Here is a 15,321-nt window from a genome sequence, read left to right as displayed (position 1 = left end):
GCGGCTTAACGGAACTGCGACAAAAAGCGAATGTCGCCGTCAAAAAACAGCCGCAAGTCATTCACGCCATAGCGCAGCATGGTAAGCCGGTCCGGGCCCATGCCAAAGGCGAAGCCGATGTAGCGCTCGGGGTCCAGGCCCATGTTGCGGATGACATTGGGATGCACCTGACCGGAACCAGCCACTTCGAGCCAGCGCCCGGCCAGCGGGCCGCTGGGAAACTGGATGTCGATTTCGGCGCTGGGTTCGGTGAACGGAAAAAAGCTGGGCCGAAAGCGCAGCACGAGATCAGGGTTTTCAAAGAAGGTGCGGCAGAAATCGGTAAAAACGTACTTCAGGTCTTTGAAGCTGATGGCCTCGCCCACCCACAGGCCTTCGCACTGGTGGAACATGGGCGAATGGGTGGCATCGCTGTCCACCCGGTAGGTGCGCCCTGGGGCGATGACGCGAATCTCGGGCATCTCACCGCTGTAGAGCGTGCCGTCGTTAGTGCTGCCATGGGCCAGGCGGTGTTGCTTGACGTGCTGCACCGCGTGCCGGATTTGCATCGGGCTGGTGTGGGTGCGCAATAAATTGGGCGCTGTTGCGCTGCCGCCTTCGACATAAAAAGTGTCGTGCATCGAGCGCGCCGGATGGTCTTCGGGGGTGTTGAGCGCGGTGAAGTTGAACCAGTCAGACTCGATCTCGGGGCCCTGCGCCACTTCAAAACCCATCGAGCCAAAAATGGCTTCGATGCGCTCCAGCGTGAGCGATACCGGGTGCAGGCCACCGCTGCCGCGTTGGCGCCCCGGCAGAGTCACATCGAGCGCCTCGGCTTGCAACTGCGCCTGCAATTCACGCTCGGCCAGCGCTTGGCGGCGCGCATTGAGCGCGGCTTCGATGCCTTGCTTGGCCTGGTTGATGGCGGCGCCCTGCAACTTTTTTTCTTCGATCGGCAAGCGGCCCAGACCTTTCATCAGCTCGGTGATGCGACCTGACTTACCCAAAAAAAGTGCCTTGCTGTTTTCAAGATCAGCAGGGGTGTGCGCCAGCTCAAAAGCGGCACGGGCTTGTTCAACAACAGTGGTCAAGTCGTTCATAAATACTCTAGAAAGCGCAAATCCAAGGAAAAAGGGCTAGTGCCTTTTCAAGCTCTAGCCCTCATCTGATTTTGCAAGATGCTATAACTTAAATAGCAACAATTACAGATAATGCAACTCAAGCCGCCAGTTTGGCCTTGACTTGTTCCACGATACCAGCAAATGCGGCCACATCATGGATCGCAATATCAGACAGAACCTTGCGGTCGATCTCGATATTGGCCTTCTTCAGACCATTGGCGAACTGACTGTAAGTCATGCCACACTGACGGGCAGCAGCATTGATACGGGCAATCCACAACTGACGGAAGACACGTTTTTTGGTACGACGGTCACGGTAGGCGTATTGCCCAGCCTTCATCACCGCTTCTTTAGCGACCCGGAAGACATTACCACGACGACCGCGGAAACCTTTGGCAAGGGCGAGAACTTTTTTGTGGCGGGCGCGAGCCGTTACACCACGTTTGACGCGAGGCATGTGAGTACTCCTTGTTCGTCGTTAATTAAAGGCCACGGCCGGGTAACATCTGTGCCATGCGACCCATTTCGGTCTCACGAACAGTCAACGTACCACGATGATGGCGCTTAAGCTTGGTGGACTTCTTGGTCAAGATGTGACGTTTAAAGGCTTGACCGCGTTTAACGGTACCACCTGGACGAACGCGGAAACGCTTTTTAGCGCCGCTCTTGGTCTTCATTTTGGGCATCTTCATGCTCCTTTTTACATTGTGCTCGTGAGGCGTCTGCAAACAATTTGCAGCCTTGATGGCCCCGAGCCACTTTGAGTGGCGAGTCAAAAACCCACCACCTTCAAGCGACAAACCTGGATTTGCCACTTGTCTCTTGGTCAACACCCTGCAGGCGTTGACCGTAATTTTCTAACCGTTTACAGCAGCCTCTGTCACTACCGCTTTGGGCGCAGAGGGCTTCTTGCGGCTTGGCGCGATCATCATGATCATCTGGCGCCCTTCCAGCCTGGGAAACTGCTCGACCAAAATCAAATCACCCAGCTCATCACGAATGCGGTTGAGCAAAGCCATGCCCAAATCCTGGTGCGTGATTTCGCGCCCGCGAAAGCGCAAAGTAATCTTGCACTTGTCGCCTTCGGCCAAAAAGCGCCGGATGTTGCGCATCTTGATGTTGTAGTCGCCATCATCGGTACCGGGTCGGAACTTGATCTCCTTGATTTCGATCACGGTCTGCTTGGCTTTGGCTTCGGAAGCTTTCTTTTGTTCCTGGTACTTGAATTTGCCGTAATCCATCAAACGACACACCGGCGGATTGGCCGTGGCGGCAATCTCGACCAGATCAACGTCAAGTTCGCCCGCCATGCGTAGCGCGTCGTTGATATTGACCACACCCAAGGGTTCATTTTCCACACCCGAGAGGCGAACCTCCGGAGCCATGATTTCCCGATTCAATCGGTGTTTGCGTTCTTCGCGGTGACGGCGATCACGGTATTCGGTAGCGATGACTTGATCCTTTACAAAAACTGCCACATCCATCGTGGCCACAGCTGGCAAAGCCAGCCCCTGAACATTTCAAAAATCAAACGAGTGATTTGTTTGTGACATCTGCCGAGATCTTTTGAACGAACTCAGCGACCGACATCACGCCAAGGTCTTGTCCACCTCGGGCTCGCACTGCAACAGCGCCGGAAGCCATCTCTTTGTCACCAATGACGAGCAGATACGGCACCTTTTGCATTGAATGCTCGCGTATTTTATACGTGATTTTCTCATTGCGAAGATCAGCCTCTACCCTAAAGCCTTGATTTTGCAGCGTTTTGACGACATCCATGGCATATTCTGCCTGCGCGTCGGTGATATTGAGCACCTTGACCTGCACCGGCGCGAGCCAGGTTGGCAGGGCACCGGCGGTTTCTTCGATCAAAATTCCTATAAAACGCTCGAGGCTGCCGACGATGGCACGGTGCAGCATGACCGGGCGATGGCGTGCGCTGTCTTCACCCACATAATCGGCATCGAGCCGCTCGGGCATGGAAAAATCGACCTGGATGGTGCCGCATTGCCAGTGCCGGCCAATGGCGTCTTTCAGGGTGTACTCCACCTTGGGGCCGTAAAAGGCGCCCTCGCCGGGAGACAGTTCGAACTCGCACCCCGAGGCGCGCAAGCTCTCGATGAGCGCGTGCTCGGCTTTGTCCCAGATGTCGTCCGAGCCAATGCGCTGCTCGGGCCGGGTGGCGATTTTGTAGATGATGTCCTTGAAACCGAAGTCGGCATACACCTTTTGCAGCAGCGTGGTGTAGGCCACGCATTCGGCCAGTATCTGATCTTCGGTGCAAAAAATGTGGCCGTCGTCCTGGGTGAAGCCGCGCACCCGCATGATGCCGTGCAGGCCGCCGGTGGCTTCGTTGCGGTGGCATTGACCGAACTCACCGTAGCGCAGTGGCAGGTCGCGGTAGCTTTTCAGGCCCTGCTTGAAGATCAGGATGTGGCCCGGGCAGTTCATGGGCTTGAGAGCGTAGTCGCGCTTTTCGGACTCGGTGGTGAACATGTTGTCACGGTACTTGTCCCAGTGACCGGTTTTTTCCCACAGGCCCTTGTCGAGCAGTTGTGGTGCCTTGACCTCTTGATAGCCGTTGTCGCGATAAACCTGGCGCATGTACTGCTCCACCGCCTGCCAGATCGCCCAGCCCTTGGGGTGCCAGAACACCAGCCCCGGGGAGTGGTCGTCGATATGGAACAAGTCAAGCTCGCGACCTAATCTGCGGTGGTCGCGCTTTTCGGCCTCTTCGAGCATTGTCAAATGCTGCTGCAACTCGTCTTTGGTGGCCCAGGCGGTGCCGTAAATGCGCTGCAGCATTTCATTTTTGTGGTCACCGCGCCAATAAGCGCCCGCCACTTTCATTAGCTTGAAGTGTTTGAGCTTGCCGGTGCTGGGCACGTGCGGGCCGCGGCACAGGTCTTCGAAAGCGCCCTCGCGGTACAGGCTGACGTCTTCATTGGCCGGAATGCTGGCAATGATCTCGGCCTTGTAGTGCTCGCCCAGACCCTTGAAATAGGCCACCGCCTCGTCGCGCGGTAGCACCCGGCGCAGTACCGGTTCGTCTTTGGCTGCCAATGCTGCCATGCGCTTTTCGATCAGGGCCAGGTCCTCCAGCGTGAACGGGCGCTCGAACGCAAAGTCGTAGAAAAAGCCGTTTTCGATCACTGGGCCAATCGTGACTTGCGCGGTGGGGAAAAGCTCCTTGACGGCGTAGGCCAGCAGGTGGGCAGTGGAGTGGCGAATCACCTCCAGACCCTCGGCATCTTTGGCAGTAATGATCGAAAGCTGGCTGTCCTTGTCAATGACAAAACTGGTATCGACCACCTTGCCATTGACCTTGCCCGCCAGTGCGGCTTTGGCCAGGCCAGTGCCAATGGATTGCGCAACCTCTGCCACCGTGACAGAGGAATCGTAGTCGCGTTGCGAGCCGTCGGGGAGCGTGATGTGAAGCATGGGTATGAAGCGTCCAGGTAACTAAAAAACGCGGCAATGCCGCGTCTGTCTGCTGCGATTTTACCCGCACTCGTCGCCATCAAAAAAGGCTGGCCACCCCCATTAAGGGAGCGCCAGCCCTTGACCCCATCGGGTCAGATTTTTTAGTGGAACTGTTCTTCTTCAGTGGAGCCCGTCAGTGCCGTCACACTTGACTTGCCGCCCTGGATCGCGGTGGTGACATCGTCGAAGTAGCCCGTGCCCACCTCTTGCTGGTGCGACACAAAGGTGTAGCCACGGTCACGAGCAGCAAACTCCGGGTCTTGCACACGTTCAACGTAGGCCGACATGCCGCGCTTGACGTAGTCTTGCGCCAGGTCGAACATGTTGAACCACATCGAGTGAATACCGGCCAGCGTGATGAACTGGTACTTGTAGCCCATGGCGCCGAGCTCTTTCTGGAATTTGGCAATGGTGGCTTCGTCCAGGTTTTTCTTCCAGTTGAACGACGGGCTGCAGTTGTAGGCCAGCATCTTGCCCGGGTGCTTGGCGTGCACACCTTCGGCAAACTTGCGGGCAAATTCCAGATCCGGGGTGCCGGTTTCGCACCACACCAGGTCGGCGTAATCGGCGTAGGCAACGGCGCGGCTGATGGCCTGGTCCATGCCCTTGCGTGAACGGTAGAAGCCCTCTGCCGTGCGCTCGCCGGTCAGGAACGGCTTGTCGTTGGCATCGTAGTCGCTGGTCAGCAGGTCAGCGGCTTCTGCATCGGTACGGGCAATCACCAGTGTGGGCACACCGCACACGTCAGCAGCCATGCGGGCAGCGACGAGTTTCTGGATAGCTTCGGCCGTGGGCACCAGCACCTTGCCACCCATGTGGCCGCACTTCTTGACCGAGGCCAGTTGGTCTTCCCAGTGCACGCCTGACGCACCGGCACGAATCATGTTCTTCATCAGCTCAAACGCGTTGAGCACGCCACCAAAACCGGCTTCGGCATCGGCCACGATTGGAGCGAACATGTCGGTGTAACCCTTGTCACCCGCATCAATGCCTTTGGAGTGCTGGATCTCATCGGCACGGCGGAAAGCGTTGTTGATGCGCTCGACCATGGTCGGCACCGAATCAACCGCGTACAACGATTGGTCAGGGTACATCGACAGCGAGGTGTTGCCGTCAGCGGCCACTTGCCAGCCTGACAGGTAGATGGCCTTCACGCCAGCCTTGACTTGCTGCATGGCTTGGCCACCGGTGAGGGCACCCAGGCAGTTGATGTAGTCCTCGTTGTGCAGCAAATCCCACAGCTTTTCGGCACCGCGGCGCGCCAGCGTGTGCTCAATCGGGAACGAACCGCGCAAACGCACCACATCAGCGGCGCTGTAGCCGCGCTTGATGCCTTTCCAGCGCGGATTGGTGGCCCATTCCTTTTCGAGGGCGGCAATTTGTTGTTCGCGGCTCAATTGTTCGGTAACGGTTTGTGGCATGAAAAACTCCTGAGTTAATGAAAAGCGGGGCCATCGTTTGCTTGAAGCAGTCGATGTCTTGGCGCCTATTTTAGGTCTTATAGAAGACTATTTAGTCATCTTATGTCTTATAGAAGACTTTTATTTAATTCAATATTATCAATTAGTTAGGTTTGTTATTTTGCAATATGAAACCATATTTTTCAATTTCTGCTAAAAATCAGAAAAAAGAAAGGGTTTAAATTCCGCAATGCGATATTTAATTGGCATATCGTGAAACTAATAAAGGACTGCACCGAGGTCGCGAGGCAGGCGCCATTCGATGCTCCCGGCGACCATGTGGTGTCGGCGGCACTGTCGCTGCAGGCCAGCCGCTTGCACCAGTTAACCGTGGGCGCGCACAGTGTGCTCAAGGCGTCGGCGGGGGCTTGAAGGGTGTCAAACCGGACTGTCAATGCGAATCCAGGTGGTCTTGGTCTCGGTGTATTTGTCAAACGCGTGCAGCGACTTGTCGCGGCCCACCCCACTTTGCTTGTAGCCACCAAAGGGCACGGTGATGTCGTCCTCATCGTACTGGTTGACGTGGACCGTGCCGGCACGCAAGGCGCGCGCCACGCCGAGCGCCTTGTTGATGTCTCGGCTCCAGACTGCCGCCTGCAAGCCATACACACTGGCGTTGGCCTGGCACACGACATCGGCCGCATCAGTGAACGACAGCACCGAAAGTACCGGCCCAAAGATTTCTTCGCGGGCAATGGTCATGTCAGGGGTCACGCCGGCGAAGATGGTGGGCTGCACGTAGCAACCACCGGTGTCCACCAGCGCCTGCTCACCGCCAGCCAGCAGGGCCGCGCCCTCCTGCTTGCCCAGTGCGATGTAGCGCAGCACCGAGTTCATTTGGGTCTGATCAACGATGGCGCCCATGACGGTGTCGGGCACCAGCGGATTGGCGGGCGCGTAGCCGGGCACCAGCGCCAGCGCTTTTTCAAGAAACTGCTCGCGGATGCTGGCCTCCACAAAAAGCCTCGAGGGCGCGTTGCAGCTTTCGCCCTGGTTGAAGAAAATGCTGCCCACGGCAGCCTGCACCGCGCGATCCAGATTGGGGCAATCGGCAAAGACGATGTTGGGCGACTTGCCACCCAGTTCGGTCCAGGCGCGTTTGAGGTTGCTTTGCCCTGCCATCACATGAATTTGCTTGCCCACGCGGGTCGAGCCGGTAAAGGCGATGCAATCGACATCCATGTGCAGCGCCAGCGGCGAGCCGGCCTCAACGCCATAACCTGGCACCACATTGAACACGCCCGGCGGAATGCCCGCTTCAAGCGCGAGTTCAGCCAATCGAAGTGCTGTCAGAGGCGACTTTTCGCTGGGCTTGAGCACCACCGAATTGCCCGCAGCCAGCGCTGGTGCAATCTTCCAGGCGGCCATGATCATGGGGTAGTTCCAGGGCACGATGACGCCGACCACACCCATCGGCTCGCGCTGAATCAGTGCCAGCGCAGTGCTGGCCGTGGGGGCAATTTCGTCATAAATCTTGTCCACCGCCTCGCCGTACCAGCGCAGGCAATTGGCCGCGCTGTTGACATCGACATTGCGGGCGTATTGGATGGGTTTGCCCATGTCGAGCGTTTCCATCAGGGCAAGCTCGTCGGCGTGGGCCAGCAACTGGTCGGCAAATTTGATCATGACGCGTTTGCGTGCCGCCGGGGCCATGCTGCACCAGCGCCGCTCTTCAAATGCTGCCCGCCCCGCCGCTACCGCCGCATCCACATCGGCCTGGCCGCAACGCGCCACGGTGGTGAGCAGACGACCATCAACGGGCGAAATGCAGTCAAAGGTTTGCCCGTCCTGCGCAGGCACGCGCGTGCCATTGATCAGTGCCCGGCCGTCGTAGATAGCTGTTGTCATGTGTGAAAAACCTCAAAAGTAAAAGCGCTTGCTGCGTGAAGGTAAAGCACCAAAAAATATCATTGCGACTGCAAGGCCGCCAGTTCGGCCCGCGTGGCCGCCGCAATCTCACGCTCGCGGCGCCGCGTCTGGCGCGCCACCCAAACGCTGTAGCCAATCACCACCAGCGTCACCGACACGATCAGCAGCGTGGCCGCCGCGTAAATGGTCGGGTTGATACCGCGCCGGGCATAGCCAAAGATGACCTGCGGCAGGGTGTTGACACCGGGGCCCGACAGGAACTCGGCAATCACCACGTCGTCAAACGACAGCGTGAATGCCAGCAAATAGGCGGCGAAGATGGCCGGCAGAATGTTGGGCATGGTGATCAGAAAGAACACCTGAAAGGGTTTGGCGCCAAGGTCCATCGCGGCTTCTTCGATGGCGCGGTCCATTTCCAGCAAGCGCGACTGGATCACCACCATGCCGTAAGCCATGCCCAGCAGGGTGTGCCCCAGCACAATCGTCAGCATGCCGCGCTGCGGCCAGCCAAACGCGTTTTGCACGCCCACCATGAGCAACAATAAAGACAGGCCAATCACCACCTCGGGCATCACCAGTGGCGCATTGACCATGCCCGAGAACAGCGTGCGCCCCGGAAAGCGGCGGTAGCGCACCAGTACAAAGGCGGCAAACGTGGCCAGCACCGCCGAGGCCACACCGGCGGCCATGGCAATCTGTAGCGACAGCCAAAAGCCGTCAACGATCTTGCTGTCGCGCGTGAGCGCCTCGTACCAACGCAGCGAAAAGCCGGTAAACACGGCATCCTGGCGCGTGCTGTTGAACGAAAACACAATCATGAAGCACAGCGGCAGGTACAGAAACAGGAAGGTCAGCCCCAACCACAGCTTGCCAAAATGACGACTCAGAAAATGCTTCATGCTTGGCATCAGGCTTTGGAATCGGGTGCATCACCGGTGTAGTGGTAATAAATGGCCAGCGGCACCACGATGAGGCCAATCATCACCACCGCCAGCGCGGTGGCACGCGGCCAGTTGTTGCTGCTGAACATTTCGTCCCAGACCACGCGGCCGATCATGATGTTCTCGGGGCCACCAAGCAGCGACGGAATGACAAATTCACCCACCGACGGGATGAACACCAGCATGAAGCCGGCAATGATGCCGGCCTTGGACAGCGGCACGGTGACCAACCAGAACGCCTTGAACGGCGAGGCGCCCAGGTCGTGGGCCGCCTCAAGCAGCCGGAAGTCCATCTTGACCAGGTTGGCGTAGAGCGGCAGCACCATGAAAGGCAAATAGACATAGGTCATGCCCACCAGCATCGAGACATCGGTGTAAAGCATTTGCAGCGGCTCGTTGATCAGGCCCAGTGCCATGAACATCTGGTTCAGCACGCCCTGATCGGCCAGAATGCCTTTCCAGGCATAAACCCGCAGCAGAAACGAGGTCCAGAACGGCAGCATCACCATCATCAGCAAGGCCGGACGCACGCTGGGTTTGGCGCGCGCAATGAAATACGAAAACGGGTAACCAATCACCAGACAAAGGAGCGCCGTGCACAAGGCGTACCAGATCGAGCGCACGTAGGCTTCGACGTAAATGGTCTGGAACAGATTGCCACCGTCGTCGGCGCGAAAGATCGACCAGTAGTTTTCGTATTTGAGCTTGAGCAGGCCGGTGGTGGAATCCCAGATCGGCTTGAACGGCGAAATGTCGTTGCCCATATCGACAAAGCTGATGTACAGCAAAATCAAAAACGGCAACAGGAAAAACAGGATCAGCCAGACAAAAGGCACGCCAATGACAAAGCGTTTGCCGGGCATCGTCAGGGTTGCAATGGCCATGGCTGCTCCTCAATCGCGCAGCACAATGCCGGCACTGTCATGCCACCAGAAAAACACATCGTCTTCCCAGGTGATATTGCTGAGTTCATGGCGCGACGTGTTGGCTTCGGTGATCTTCAGCTTGCTGCCATCCGAGGCGACCACGATGAAGGTGTTGTGCGCACCAAAGTAGGCAATCTCCTTGACTTTGCCGGTAAACAAGTTGTGGTCAACGTCTGGCCGCTCCTTGCTGATCTCTATTTTCTCAGGACGCACGGCGATGGCCACCGGCATGTGCAACGCGCCGCTGACACCGTGACCCACATGAATCTCGCCAATGCCCGTCTGCGCCGCGCAACGGTCGGGTTGGTCGATGCTGAGCTTGCCATCGAACAGATTGACGTTGCCAATGAAGTCGGCCACGAACCGGTTGGCCGGGTGCTCATAGACCTCTTCAGGCGAGCCCACCTGCAACACCCTGCCCTTGCTCATGACCGCAATGCGGCCCGCCATGGTCATGGCTTCTTCCTGGTCGTGCGTCACCATGACACAGGTGACACCCACTTTTTCAATGATGTTGACCAGTTCGAACTGGGTTTGCTCGCGCAGTTTTTTGTCGAGTGCGCCGAGCGGCTCATCAAGCAGCAGCACCTTGGGGTTTTTGGCCAGGCTACGCGCCAGCGCCACGCGCTGCTGCTGCCCACCCGACAACTGGTGCGGTTTGCGCTTGGCATAAGCGCCCAGTTGCACCAAATCAAGCATTTCGCCGACGCGCTGCTTGATGTCGCTCTTTGGAAGCCCTTCGCGTTTCAGGCCGAAGGCGATGTTCTCCCAAATATCCAGATGCGGGAACAACGCGTAGGACTGGAACATCATGTTGAACGGGCGCTCGTAGGGTGCCAGATTGGCCACATCCTGGCCGCCCAGCAAAATGCGCCCAGAGCTGGGTGTCTCAAAGCCTGCCAGCATGCGCAGCAAGGTGGATTTGCCGCAACCCGAGCTGCCCAGCAGCGCAAAAATTTCACCCTTGCTGATGGACAGGTTGACCTCATCCACGGCCAGCGCCTCATCAAAGCGCTTAACCAGCTTCTCGGTCACAAGATAGTCTTTTTTAGAACCCACATCTGCCATGGTCAGCCCTTTGCTTCAGCACTCATTCACCTCTGCAGGGCATCCGAAGCACCCTGAAGCCATGTGAGACAACGTCATTGGGAGCCCGCCGTATCCAGCCCGATGCCGCACACGGACCTTGAACAGAGACTTCGTCATCGCGAGCGAAGCGTGGCGATCCATGACTTCCGGGGTCATGGATTGCTTCACTGCGTTCGCAATGACGGGGCTGTTCATGGAAAGCGCAGCGCGCCAGTCCAGGCTGTCCGGGCACATGGATTGCGTCACTTCTTTCGCAATGACGGCAACAGCTCGCAACAAGCCTGGTTTTACTTGCCTTTTTTGAAGCTGTTATAGGCGTTGGCCATGGCTTCACGCGCCTCGTTGCTGAAGCTGCTCGGCGGGATCATCTTGGCCAAGTAGTCGGACTCGACAAAGATGGTCTTATTGGCGGCAATCTCAGGATTGACGAGATGCATGGCGGCCTTGTTGGCGGTCGGATAATTCATTTCGTTGGCCATCAGGGCGGCGTTTTCAGGGCGCAGATAAAAGTCGATGAACGCGTGTGCGTTATTGGGGTGCCTGGCATCCTTGGTGATGGCGATGGTATCGAAGAAGATCAGCGCGCCGGTGTTTGGCAACATGGCCTCGATCTCGTCCTTGGACTGGTTCTCTTTGGCGCGATCGGCAGCAAGATTGATGTCACCCGACCAGCCAATCGCCACGCAGGCCTTGCCGCCCGCAATATCGTCAATCATGGTCGAGCTGAAGATGCGAACGTCCTTGCGCACCTTGGCCAGCATGTCGGTGGCCAGCTTGTAGTCTGCCGGATCGTTGGAGTAAGCGTCCTTGCCGATGTAGTGCAACGCCACGGGGATGATCTCGGTGGGCGAATCCAGATAGGCAATGCCGCAAGACTTGAGCTTGGACGTGTATTCGGGTTTGAACACCAGGTCCCAGGCGTTTTCGGGCATTGGCGTTTCGCCGAGCGCCTTGGCCACTTTATTCTTGTTGATGCCCACCGTGGTGAAACCCCAGGCCCAGGGCACCAGATGCTTGTTGTCGGGGTCGGTGTATTTGGCCAGCGTGGCCATCATCGGGGTGTCAAGGTTGCTCAAGTTGGGAATCTTGGACTTGTCCAGCGCCTGCAGCAAGCCGCCTTCAATTTGCGGCTTGGCAAAGACCGAGCCCGGCACCACGATGTCGTAACCCGAATTGCCAGCCACCAGTTTGGCGTGCAGGGCCTCATTGGTCTCGAAAGAGTCGTAATTCACCTTGATGCCGGTTTCTTTTTCAAACGTGGCAATCATGCCGTCGGGAATGTAGTCGGCCCAGTTGTAGATGTTGAGCACCTTTTCTTCGGTGTTGACGGGCGCAGTGGCCGGGGCACTCGCCACCGGTGCCGCCACAGGCGCAGGCAGCTCCTCTTTTTTGCCACAACCAGCCAGCACGATGGCGGACAGCGCGAACGACCACAGGTATTTTTTCATCATGACGAGACTCCAATAAAGAGAACGAGGTAAGAGAGAAAGCTTAGTTTAAGGCGCGCAAAAAACCAGACCAGACAAATTTTTGAAGCAAACGCTTAAATCAAGCCTTTTTGGATCAATTCCTGCTGCGTCAGGTCAAGCGCCTGTTGAATCAGAACCATCATTTCGTCAATCTCGGCACGGGTCATGGTCAAGGGCGGCGCGATGATCATGCGGTCGCCCACGGCGCGCATGATCAGACCGTTCTCAAAACAATGGCGTCGGCAAATCATGCCCACGCCCAGTTCTTCGGCAAAGCGCGTTTTGTCTTCCTTGTTTTTGACCAGCACCAGGCCCGCAGTAAAGCCGCAGGTTTCGGCGAGTCCCACCAACGGATGCCGGGCAAGCGATTCAAAACATTGAGCCAGGTAGGGACCAATGTCGTCGCGCACGCGCTGCGGCAGTTGCTCGGCCTCCATGACATCAAGATTGGCCAGCGCCACGGCACAGGCCACCGGATGGCCGCTGTAGGTGTAGCCATGGTTGAATTCACCACCTTTTTCGATCAGTACCTGGGCCACGCGGTTGCCCACCATGACGCCGCCCAGCGGTATGTAGCCGCTGGTGACGGCCTTGGCAAAGGTCACCAGGTCGGGCTTGTAACCAAATTTTTCGTAGGCAAACCAGTGGCCAAGGCGGCCAAAGGCGCAAATCACCTCGTCGCTGATCAGCAGGATGCCGTATTTGTCAACAATGCGCTGAATCTCGGGCCAGTAAGTGGGCGGCGGGATGATGACACCGCCGGCGCCCTGGATGGGTTCGGCAATGAAGGCGGCCACCTTGTCGGCGCCCAGTGCCAGAATCTTCTCTTCCAGCCAACCGGCGGCGCGCACACCGAAGTCGTCAGCGCTTTCGCCCGGCAGGCCGTTTTCAAAAAAGTACGGCTGCTCGATGTGCGTGATATTGGGGATCGGCAGGTCACCCTGCGCATGCATGCTGCTCATGCCGCCCAGCGAGGCACCGGCCATGGTGCTGCCGTGGTAGGCGTTTTTGCGGCTGATGATCACCTTGCGCTGCGGCTGCCCCAGCAGGTCCCAGTAGCGGCGCACCATGCGCACGTTGGAGTCGTTGCTCTCGGAGCCACTGCTCGAATAAAACACATGCTCAAAAGTGCGGTCGCCCACCTTGGGCGCCAGCGCCGCCAGACGCGTGGCCAGCTTGACCGCCGGCACGTTGGTGGTCTGGAAAAAGCTGTTGTAGAACGGCAGTGTCAGCATCTGGTCATAGGCGGCTTGCGCCAGCGCCTGGCGGCCGTAACCGACATTGACACACCAAAGGCCGCTCATCGCGTCGAGCAGTTTTTTGCCCTCGGAATCCCAGATGTAGATGCCCTCTGATTTGACAATCACGCGCGCGCCACGGGTGGCCAGGTCGCCGTGGTCGGTGAACGGGTGAATGAAATGGGCGCTGTCGAGCGCCTGGATTTCAGGCGTGGACAGGGTTTGGGAAGCGGTAAATGCGTTCATGGTGGCGCTCCTTGCGTCAGTCAAAAAAAGAGGTCAATCAACGCCCAATGGCAAATCAAACGTGCAGCAGCAGGTGCTCGCGCTCCCACGGCGAAATCACTTTCATGAATTCGTCAAACTCAAGCTCCTTGATTTCCGAATACACGGTGATGAATTCCTTGCCCAGCACCTCGTGCAGGTCAGACTCGCGGCGCAGCCAGTCGAGCGCCTCGCCCAAGCTGCGCGGCAGCGAGTACGGCGACAGGTAGGCGTCGCCCTTCATCTCGGCCTTGGGCTTGATCTTGTTCTTGAGCCCCAGGTAGCCACAGGCCATGGTCATGGCCAGCGCCACATAGGGGTTGGCGTCGGCACCAATCACGCGGTTTTCCACCCGGCGCGCCTCGGGCGATGAAATCGGCGAGCGAATGCCCACGGTGCGGTTGTCGTAGCCCCACTCGATGTTGATCGGCGCGGCGGTGTTGCGCGACAGGCGCCGGTAGCTGTTCACATACGGTGCCACCAGCACCATCGCTGCCGGAATGTAACGCTGCAGGCCGCCGATGTAATGCATGAACGCCTCGGAAGGCGTGCCGTCCGGGTTGCTGAAAATGTTCTTGCCGGTGCTCACGTCCAGAATGCTCTGGTGCACGTGCATGGCGCTGCCGGGCTCGCCGGCAATCGGTTTGGCCATGAAGGTGGCGTACATGTCGTGGCGCAGGGCCGACTCGCGCACCGTGCGTTTGAATAGAAAGACCTCGTCGGCCAGGCCCAGCGGCTCGGCATGAAAAAAGTTGATTTCCATCTGGCCAGCGCCGATTTCGTGAATCAAGGTATCGACGTTGAGTTCCATCTTGTCTGAAAAGTCGTAGATTTCCTCGAACAGCGGGTCGAACTCGTTGACGGCATCGATGCTGTAGGCCTGGCGCGAGGTCTCGCTGCGGCCGCTGCGGCCGATTGGCGGGCGCAGCAGCGTGTTGGGGTCGGTGTTACGCGCGGTCAGGTAAAACTCCAGCTCGGGGGCCACGATGGGTTTGAGGCCCTCGGCGGCAAACAGGTCGCAGACCCGGCGCAACACGCTGCGCGGCGCGAACGGCACCAGGTTGCCCTGGTGGTCAAAACAGTCATGAATCACCTGGGCGGTAGGGTCAGTAGCCCACGGCACGATGCGCACGGTAGAAGGGTCCGGGCGCAGCTGCATGTCTTTGTCGGTGGGGTCGATCACGTCGTAATAAGGGCCGCTCACGGGGAATTCGCCTGTGACCCCCAGGGCCACCACCGACTGCGGCAGGCGCATGCCGCGGTCTTCGGTAAATTTGACGCGCGGCAAAATCTTGCCGCGTGCGACACCGGTCAGGTCGGGCACCAGGCACTCCACCTCAGTGACGCGGCGCTCATTGAGCCACTGCTCGAGATCATTGAAATTCATTGACTTGTTGGCATTCATGTTTGCTCCAGGGTGATGCTGATCACCTATTTTGCGCGTTGTTCTGAAAATCATTGTGAGCCATAAATTGGTTCACA

14 protein-coding genes are annotated in these 15,321 nt (G+C 57.9%); 1 reads left to right on the top strand and 13 read right to left on the bottom strand.

Annotated features, from left to right (window positions below; all coding sequences use genetic code 11):
- Positions 1-5: 5 nt before the first annotated feature.
- The 6 genes from pheS to aceA form a co-directional block, all read right to left on the bottom strand.
- On the bottom strand, positions 6-1,079 hold the full coding sequence (pheS, locus tag IBX54_RS00470; RefSeq protein ID WP_296540695.1) for a phenylalanine--tRNA ligase subunit alpha: 1,074 nt from the start codon (positions 1,077-1,079) through the stop codon (positions 6-8).
- A 118-nt stretch (positions 1,080-1,197) separates the two neighbouring features.
- Positions 1,198-1,557, bottom strand: a complete 360-nt coding sequence (gene rplT / locus IBX54_RS00465) for a 50S ribosomal protein L20 (protein WP_296540694.1) — start codon at positions 1,555-1,557, stop codon at positions 1,198-1,200.
- A 25-nt stretch (positions 1,558-1,582) separates the two neighbouring features.
- Complete coding sequence (gene rpmI / locus IBX54_RS00460) at positions 1,583-1,786, bottom strand: 50S ribosomal protein L35 (RefSeq protein WP_296275693.1); 204 nt, start codon at positions 1,784-1,786, stop codon at positions 1,583-1,585.
- Positions 1,787-1,957: 171 nt separating this feature from the next.
- Positions 1,958-2,584, bottom strand: coding sequence for a translation initiation factor IF-3 (gene infC / locus IBX54_RS00455; RefSeq protein WP_296540698.1), 627 nt, complete (start codon positions 2,582-2,584; stop codon positions 1,958-1,960).
- A gap of 43 nt (positions 2,585-2,627) precedes the next feature.
- Positions 2,628-4,541: a threonine--tRNA ligase gene (thrS, locus tag IBX54_RS00450; protein ID WP_296540693.1), complete on the bottom strand. Its 1,914-nt coding sequence runs from the start codon at positions 4,539-4,541 to the stop codon at positions 2,628-2,630.
- A 143-nt stretch (positions 4,542-4,684) separates the two neighbouring features.
- The gene (aceA, locus tag IBX54_RS00445; RefSeq protein ID WP_296540692.1) at positions 4,685-6,004 is read right to left on the bottom strand and encodes an isocitrate lyase; all 1,320 of its coding nucleotides are present in this window, start codon (positions 6,002-6,004) and stop codon (positions 4,685-4,687) included.
- A gap of 252 nt (positions 6,005-6,256) precedes the next feature.
- On the opposite strand from aceA, the gene IBX54_RS00440 reads away from it, so the two are divergent.
- Positions 6,257-6,415: a hypothetical protein gene (locus tag IBX54_RS00440; RefSeq protein ID WP_296540691.1), complete on the top strand. Its 159-nt coding sequence runs from the start codon at positions 6,257-6,259 to the stop codon at positions 6,413-6,415.
- 6 nt (positions 6,416-6,421) lie between these two features.
- Here the strand turns inward: IBX54_RS00440 and IBX54_RS00435 are convergent, their stop codons facing one another.
- The 7 genes from IBX54_RS00435 to IBX54_RS00405 all read right to left on the bottom strand — a co-directional run bounded on the left by IBX54_RS00435 (position 6,422) and on the right by IBX54_RS00405 (position 15,244).
- Positions 6,422-7,891 carry an aldehyde dehydrogenase gene (locus tag IBX54_RS00435; RefSeq protein WP_296540690.1) on the bottom strand — a complete coding sequence of 490 codons (1,470 nt, stop codon included), beginning with the start codon at positions 7,889-7,891 and terminating at the stop codon, positions 6,422-6,424.
- A 59-nt stretch (positions 7,892-7,950) separates the two neighbouring features.
- Entirely contained in the window at positions 7,951-8,811 is an 861-nt protein-coding gene (locus tag IBX54_RS00430; protein WP_296540689.1) for an ABC transporter permease, read from the bottom strand.
- A gap of 8 nt (positions 8,812-8,819) precedes the next feature.
- Positions 8,820-9,737, bottom strand: a complete 918-nt coding sequence (locus IBX54_RS00425; protein WP_296540688.1) for an ABC transporter permease — start codon at positions 9,735-9,737, stop codon at positions 8,820-8,822.
- Positions 9,738-9,746: 9 nt separating this feature from the next.
- The gene (locus tag IBX54_RS00420) at positions 9,747-10,847 is read right to left on the bottom strand and encodes a polyamine ABC transporter ATP-binding protein (RefSeq protein ID WP_296540687.1); all 1,101 of its coding nucleotides are present in this window, start codon (positions 10,845-10,847) and stop codon (positions 9,747-9,749) included.
- Between the two features lie 308 nt (positions 10,848-11,155).
- The gene (locus IBX54_RS00415) at positions 11,156-12,316 is read right to left on the bottom strand and encodes an extracellular solute-binding protein (protein WP_296540697.1); all 1,161 of its coding nucleotides are present in this window, start codon (positions 12,314-12,316) and stop codon (positions 11,156-11,158) included.
- Between the two features lie 95 nt (positions 12,317-12,411).
- Positions 12,412-13,821, bottom strand: coding sequence for an aspartate aminotransferase family protein (locus IBX54_RS00410; RefSeq protein ID WP_296540686.1), 1,410 nt, complete (start codon positions 13,819-13,821; stop codon positions 12,412-12,414).
- Between the two features lie 55 nt (positions 13,822-13,876).
- The gene (locus IBX54_RS00405; RefSeq protein ID WP_296540685.1) at positions 13,877-15,244 is read right to left on the bottom strand and encodes a glutamine synthetase family protein; all 1,368 of its coding nucleotides are present in this window, start codon (positions 15,242-15,244) and stop codon (positions 13,877-13,879) included.
- Positions 15,245-15,321: the final 77 nt, after the last annotated feature.

It is taken from the genome of Rhodoferax sp., assembly GCF_014859475.1.
In the GTDB taxonomy this organism is placed as follows: domain Bacteria; phylum Pseudomonadota; class Gammaproteobacteria; order Burkholderiales; family Burkholderiaceae_C; genus Rhodoferax.
The sequence above is the reverse complement of the archived record's forward strand: the minus strand, read 5'-3'. Positions and strand labels throughout refer to the sequence as shown.

What these genes read in the sequence shown, in the direction of transcription:
- pheS (WP_296540695.1), bottom strand. Translation starts at nt 1,079, where the DNA reads ATGAACGACTTGACCACTGTTGTTGAACAAGCCCGTGCCGCTTTTGAG.
- rplT (WP_296540694.1), bottom strand. Translation starts at nt 1,557, where the DNA reads ATGCCTCGCGTCAAACGTGGTGTAACGGCTCGCGCCCGCCACAAAAAA.
- rpmI (WP_296275693.1), bottom strand. Translation starts at nt 1,786, where the DNA reads ATGCCCAAAATGAAGACCAAGAGCGGCGCTAAAAAGCGTTTCCGCGTT.
- infC (WP_296540698.1), bottom strand. Translation starts at nt 2,584, where the DNA reads ATGGATGTGGCAGTTTTTGTAAAGGATCAAGTCATCGCTACCGAATAC.
- thrS (WP_296540693.1), bottom strand. Translation starts at nt 4,541, where the DNA reads ATGCTTCACATCACGCTCCCCGACGGCTCGCAACGCGACTACGATTCC.
- aceA (WP_296540692.1), bottom strand. Translation starts at nt 6,004, where the DNA reads ATGCCACAAACCGTTACCGAACAATTGAGCCGCGAACAACAAATTGCC.
- IBX54_RS00435 (WP_296540690.1), bottom strand. Translation starts at nt 7,891, where the DNA reads ATGACAACAGCTATCTACGACGGCCGGGCACTGATCAATGGCACGCGC.
- IBX54_RS00430 (WP_296540689.1), bottom strand. Translation starts at nt 8,811, where the DNA reads ATGAAGCATTTTCTGAGTCGTCATTTTGGCAAGCTGTGGTTGGGGCTG.
- IBX54_RS00425 (WP_296540688.1), bottom strand. Translation starts at nt 9,737, where the DNA reads ATGGCCATTGCAACCCTGACGATGCCCGGCAAACGCTTTGTCATTGGC.
- IBX54_RS00420 (WP_296540687.1), bottom strand. Translation starts at nt 10,847, where the DNA reads ATGGCAGATGTGGGTTCTAAAAAAGACTATCTTGTGACCGAGAAGCTG.
- IBX54_RS00415 (WP_296540697.1), bottom strand. Translation starts at nt 12,316, where the DNA reads ATGAAAAAATACCTGTGGTCGTTCGCGCTGTCCGCCATCGTGCTGGCT.
- IBX54_RS00410 (WP_296540686.1), bottom strand. Translation starts at nt 13,821, where the DNA reads ATGAACGCATTTACCGCTTCCCAAACCCTGTCCACGCCTGAAATCCAG.
- IBX54_RS00405 (WP_296540685.1), bottom strand. Translation starts at nt 15,244, where the DNA reads ATGAATGCCAACAAGTCAATGAATTTCAATGATCTCGAGCAGTGGCTC.